Source organism: Brevundimonas sp. UBA7838, from assembly GCF_002500885.1.
GTDB lineage: Bacteria > Pseudomonadota > Alphaproteobacteria > Caulobacterales > Caulobacteraceae > Brevundimonas > Brevundimonas vesicularis_C.
The window spans coordinates 1-4,303 of the sequence record NZ_DLTK01000003.1; the positions used below are offsets into that span (position 1 = coordinate 1).

The window sequence follows — 4,303 nt, forward strand, 5'->3', positions numbered from 1 at the left end:
CGGGTCGAAACCGCGCGGGCGCAGGTCGCGGACCTGGTCGGGGCCGATCCGACGGCGGTGGTGTTCAACTCAGGCGGCACGGAAGCCAACGCCCAGGGCATCGCCAGCGCCTTGGCGGCCGGCTGCGAGCGGCTGATCGTGTCGGCGACCGAACATCCGTGCGTGGCCGAGACGGCGGCGAATGCGGGGGCGCCGGTCGAGGTGCTGCCGGTCGATGCGAACGGCGTGGTCGATCTGGACTGGCTGGCGGAGGCGCTGAACCGCCCGGGCCGGGCCGTGGTCGCCATCCATCATGCGAACAACGAAAGCGGCGTCATCCAGCCGATCGCCGAGGCGGCGGCTCTGGTGCGGGCGGCGGGCGGCTGGCTGCATGTCGACGCAATCCAGTCGGCGGGCAAGATCGCGGTCGATATGCGCGCGCTGGACGCGGACACCCTGACCCTGTCGGCGCACAAGCTGGGCGGGGCGCAGGGCGTGGGCGCCCTGATCTTCAAGGAAGGTCTGTCGGGCGTGCGGATCCTGCACGGCGCGGGGCAGGAGCGGGGCCTGCGCGCCGGGACCGAGAATGTGCCGGGCATCGCCGGGTTCGGCGTCGCGGCCGATTGCGCCGCGCGGGATCTGGAAACGATGGCCTCGCATGTCGCTTGGCGCGATGCAGCCGAAGCCAAGGTCAAGGCCGCAGGCGCGACCATCATCGGCGGCGACGCAGCGCGGCTGCCCAACACCCTGTTCATGGCCGTCGAGGGCTGGGACAGCCCGCAGCAACTGATCACCCTGGATCTGACGGGCGTTATGGTGTCGGCCGGCTCGGCCTGTTCGTCGGGCAAGGTCAAGCCGTCCAAGACCATCAGCGCCATGGGCCTGAATGCGCTGGCGACCGGGGGCGTGCGCGTCTCCGGCGGCTGGGGCTCGGTCGAGAGCGACTGGGCAAGGTTCGCCGACGCCTGGGTCGCCGCCTATAACAAGCACAAGACGCGCGCCGCCGAGCGCGTGAGAGAGGTCGCCTGATGGCCGCCGTCAAGGAAACCATCGACGCCGTCGCCGCGCTGGAGAAGTACGAGCACGGCTTCACGTCCGACATCGAGACGGAATATGCGCCCAAGGGATTGAGCGCTGAGATCGTGCGCTTCATTTCCGAAAAGAAGGGCGAGCCGGAGTGGATGCTGGAATGGCGTCTGGCCGCCTATGAGCGCTGGCTGGCGATGGAGGAGCCCACCTGGGCGGCGGTCCGTTACGAGCCGGTCGACTATCAGGACCTGTTCTACTATGCGGCGCCCAAGAAGAAGGACGGGCCCAAGTCGCTGGACGAGGTCGATCCCGAGATCCTGGAGATCTACAAGAAGCTGGGCATCCCGCTGAAGGAGCAGGAAGTGCTGGCCGGGGTGCAGGGCGCGCCCAAGGTCGCCGTGGACGCCGTGTTCGACAGCGTGTCGGTGGTCACGACCTTCAAGGAGGAACTGGCCAAGGTCGGCGTGATTTTCATGCCGATTTCCGAGGCTTTGCGCGAATATCCTGAACTGGTGCGGCAATATCTGGGGTCGGTGGTGCCGGTCTCGGACAACTATTTCGCAGCGCTGAACAGCGCGGTCTTTTCGGACGGCTCGTTCGTCTACATCCCGCCGGGCGTCAAATGCCCGATGGAGCTGTCGACCTATTTCCGCATCAACGCCAGCCAGACGGGCCAGTTCGAACGGACCCTGATCATCGCCGACAAGGGAGCTTACGTCTCCTACCTTGAGGGCTGCACCGCGCCGATGCGCGACGAGAACCAGCTGCATGCGGCCGTGGTCGAGATCGTGGCGCTGGACGACGCCGAGGTGAAATATTCGACCGTCCAGAACTGGTATCCGGGCGACGCCGAGGGCAAGGGCGGCATCTACAACTTCGTGACCAAGCGCGCCGACTGCCGGGGCGATCGGTCCAAGGTGTCGTGGACCCAGGTCGAGACCGGCTCGGCCGTGACCTGGAAATATCCGTCCTGCATCCTGAAGGGCGAGGAGTCGTCCGGCGAGTTCTATTCCATCGCCATCACCAACGGACATCAGCAGGCCGACACCGGCACCAAGATGATCCACCTGGGCAAGAACTCGAAGTCGCGGATCATCGCCAAGGCGGTGTCGGCGGGCCGGTCGGATTCGACCTATCGCGGTCTGGTCTCGGTGCATCCGAAGGCAACAGGGGTGCGCAACTTCACCCAGTGCGACAGCCTGCTGATCGGCAAGGACTGCGGCTCGCACACCACCCCCTATATCGAGGCCCGCAACGGCTCGGCCCAGCTGGAGCACGAGGCGACGACGACGCGCCTGTCGGACGACCAGCTGTTCTACGCCCAACAACGCGGGCTGTCGCAGGAGGAGGCCGTGGCCCTGCTGGTCAACGGCTTCGTGCGCGACGTGATGCAGAAACTGCCGATGGAGTTCGCCGTCGAGGCGCAGAAGCTGGTGGCGATCAGCCTCGAAGGATCGGTTGGATAATCAAGAAGAAACAATGCTTAACATCAATAACCTCCACGTCTCTGTCGGCGAAAAGCCGATCCTCAAGGGTCTGACTCTCGACGTTCCCGCAGGCGAGGTTCACGCCATCATGGGGCCGAACGGGGCCGGGAAATCGACGTTGGGTTACGCCCTGTCGGGACGGCCGGGCTATGAGGCGACGCAAGGGTCTGTCGAATGGTCGGGCGAGGACCTTCTGGCGTTGAACCCGGCTGAACGGGCGGCCGAGGGCGTCTTCCTGTCGTTCCAGTATCCGATCGAGATCCCCGGCGTGCCGGCCCTGACCTTCGTGCGGACGGCGCTGAACGCGCAAAAGCGCGCGCGGGGCGAGGAGGAGGTGGCGGCGCCCGCTTTCCTGAAGCTGGTTCGCGAGGCGTCAAAGGCGCTGAAGATGGACTTCGACATGCTGAAGCGGCCGCTGAATGTCGGCTTCTCCGGCGGTGAGAAGAAGCGGATGGAGATCCTGCAGATGGCTCTGCTGGAGCCGTCGCTGCTGATTCTGGACGAGACCGATTCCGGCCTGGACATCGACGCCCTGCGCATCGTGTCGGAAGGGGTGAATGCGCTGCGTCGTCCCGACCGCGCCATGCTGGTCATTACGCACTATCAGCGCCTGCTCGACTACATTAAACCGGACCGGGTGCATGTGCTGGCCGGCGGTCGGATCGTGGCGTCGGGCGGGCCGGAACTGGCGCTGGAGCTGGAGGCGGAAGGGTACGATAAGTATCTGCCGCAAGCTGCATGAGCGCGGTCTTCGCCCTCGACCTGACCGACGCCGAGACCTATCCGTCAAGGCGCATTGAGGCGTGGAAATACAGCGACCTGAAACGGTATCTTCGCGCCGCGCCGGAGCCGTCGGGTACGGCCGAGGTCGGGCCGCCGGGACCGTTTTATGATCTGGGCGGTGAGGCGATCGTCTTCGCCAACGGGCGCGCCGTGGGCGTGACCGACTTCATAGCCTCGGGCGAGCGGACCCTGCGATTGCGCTATGTGTCGGACGCCGTCGGCACGGGTCACACGGCCAGCGCGCGGGTGTCGGCGCGCGCCGGCGCCAAGCTGCTGCTTCTGGAGACGCACGAGGGCGCGGGCTCGGCCTATGTCGCGCACAATACGCTGGAACTGGACGTGGCGGCCGGCGCCGAGGTGACGCGCGTCGTCCTGGTCGAGGAGCCGGAAGACGCCATCTCCATCGCCGAGGCCCATGTGAAGGTCGAGGCGGGCGGCGTCTATCGCCAGACTATCGTCACGACCGGCGCCAAGCTGCAGCGGATCGAGACGCGCATCACTCACTATGCCCAGGGTGCGCAGGTTCAGGCCGACGGTCTGTATCTGCTGAACGGATCGCGTCATGCGGACCTGACCAGCGTGGTGCGTCATGTCGAACACGACGGCGCGACCTCGCAACTGATCAAAGGGGTGGCCCGCGACACGGCGCGCGGCGTCTTCCAGGGCAAGATCGTGGTCGAGCGCGGCGCCGACGGCACCGATGCGCGCATGGGCCACCACGCCCTGATCGCCTCCGAGCGGGCCGAGATCGACGCCAAGCCGGAACTGATCATCTATGCCGACGACGTGCAGTGCGCGCACGGCAATACGGTGGGGACGCTGGACGAGAGCGCCCTGTTCTACATGCAGCAGCGCGGCATTCCGGCCGACGAAGCCCGCGCCCTGCTGACCCAGGCCTTTCTGATCGAGGTCATCGACCGGATCGAGCATGAGGGCGCGAGAGAGGTGGCGCGGGAATGGCTGACGGCGCGACTATGAGTAATCCTCCCCCGTCGGGGGAGGGGGACCGCCCGCAGGGTGGTGGA

The 4,303-nt window shown here is 66.4% G+C and carries 4 protein-coding genes; all 4 read left to right on the top strand.

The annotated features are described in order from the left end of the window. The coding region (locus B3T77_RS00205; RefSeq protein ID WP_292075899.1) for a cysteine desulfurase family protein at positions 1-1,008 on the top strand (1,008 nt) is incomplete at its 5' end. Continuing rightward, complete coding sequence (gene sufB, locus B3T77_RS00210) at positions 1,008-2,474, top strand: Fe-S cluster assembly protein SufB (RefSeq protein WP_292075902.1); 1,467 nt, start codon at positions 1,008-1,010, stop codon at positions 2,472-2,474. The genes B3T77_RS00205 and sufB, both read left to right, overlap by 1 nt. Positions 2,475-2,487: 13 nt before the next feature. Then, positions 2,488-3,237, top strand: coding sequence for a Fe-S cluster assembly ATPase SufC (gene sufC / locus B3T77_RS00215; RefSeq protein WP_292075905.1), 750 nt, complete (start codon positions 2,488-2,490; stop codon positions 3,235-3,237). After that, on the top strand, positions 3,234-4,256 hold the full coding sequence (gene sufD / locus B3T77_RS00220; RefSeq protein WP_292075908.1) for a Fe-S cluster assembly protein SufD: 1,023 nt from the start codon (positions 3,234-3,236) through the stop codon (positions 4,254-4,256). The genes sufC and sufD overlap by 4 nt, the downstream gene beginning before the upstream one ends. Positions 4,257-4,303 lie beyond the last annotated feature (47 nt).

Excerpts from the sequence above, each read along its gene's own strand:
- sufB (WP_292075902.1), top strand. The coding sequence starts at position 1,008 with ATGGCCGCCGTCAAGGAAACCATCGACGCCGTCGCCGCGCTGGAGAAG.
- sufD (WP_292075908.1), top strand. The coding sequence starts at position 3,234 with ATGAGCGCGGTCTTCGCCCTCGACCTGACCGACGCCGAGACCTATCCG.
- sufC (WP_292075905.1), top strand. The coding sequence starts at position 2,488 with ATGCTTAACATCAATAACCTCCACGTCTCTGTCGGCGAAAAGCCGATC.